Origin of the sequence: Solihabitans fulvus (assembly GCF_008386585.1) — a bacterium.
GTDB classification, from domain to species: Bacteria; Actinomycetota; Actinomycetes; order Mycobacteriales; family Pseudonocardiaceae; genus Solihabitans; species Solihabitans fulvus.
Genome location: NZ_VUOB01000293.1, coordinates 1 through 686 on the forward strand (window position 1 = coordinate 1; position 686 = coordinate 686).

The following is a 686-nucleotide window of genomic DNA, read 5'->3' on the forward strand; positions in this document are numbered from 1 at the left end:
ATAATAGCTTGACTAATTTTTTTATTGTTAAATATGTTGCGACTTTTCCTTTTAAGCTGAAACTTTTCTGGATGAAGTGTTTACGTATGGCAACACTGCCACCGGCTCTTTATTTGAATCTTTTCACTATTTCATGCGTTATTGCATTTAAGGTGTTTATTGGGTGTCTCACGCTATTAGCTTTTGTGCACAAAATTCACAATGGGACGTGCTAGAGGCCTTACTGATGCGGAAAAGGCCAAAATAGTGAAATATATGGCTAAAGGAACGCCTATTAAAGATATTGCTGCTTCAATAGGCCGCCATGTTGACACGGTAAAGCGCTATCTTGCGGACCCGTCGCCAAGGAAAAAACGCTCGGACTCTGGCGTTCTGAAGACAGCTAGCACTCGGGATCTTCGTAATGTGAAGAGAATAATGTCAAAGAAGCCAGGACTGACCTCTAAAGAGATTTTCAACCAAGCAAGTCTTCCTGAAGTTTCGAAAACAACAAGATGTCGGTTGCTGAGAGTCATGGGGAAGAGTGTTGCAGCTGAAAAACGACCTCCTCTGTCGGCCAGGCACAAGGATTCACGGTTGAAATGGGCTCGAGAGCATATGAAGACCAACATGCAGATGGTACCGGTCACCGATGAATCCAGAGCGACTCTGGATGGGCCGGACGGTTGGGGAAAAGGTTGGGTTGC

The 686-nt window shown here is 44.8% G+C and carries 1 protein-coding gene; it reads left to right on the top strand.

The features are described from left to right. Positions 1-201 precede the first annotated feature (201 nt). On the top strand, positions 202-686 hold a 485-nt coding region (locus tag F0L68_RS41620; RefSeq protein WP_149855415.1), incomplete at its 3' end, for a hypothetical protein.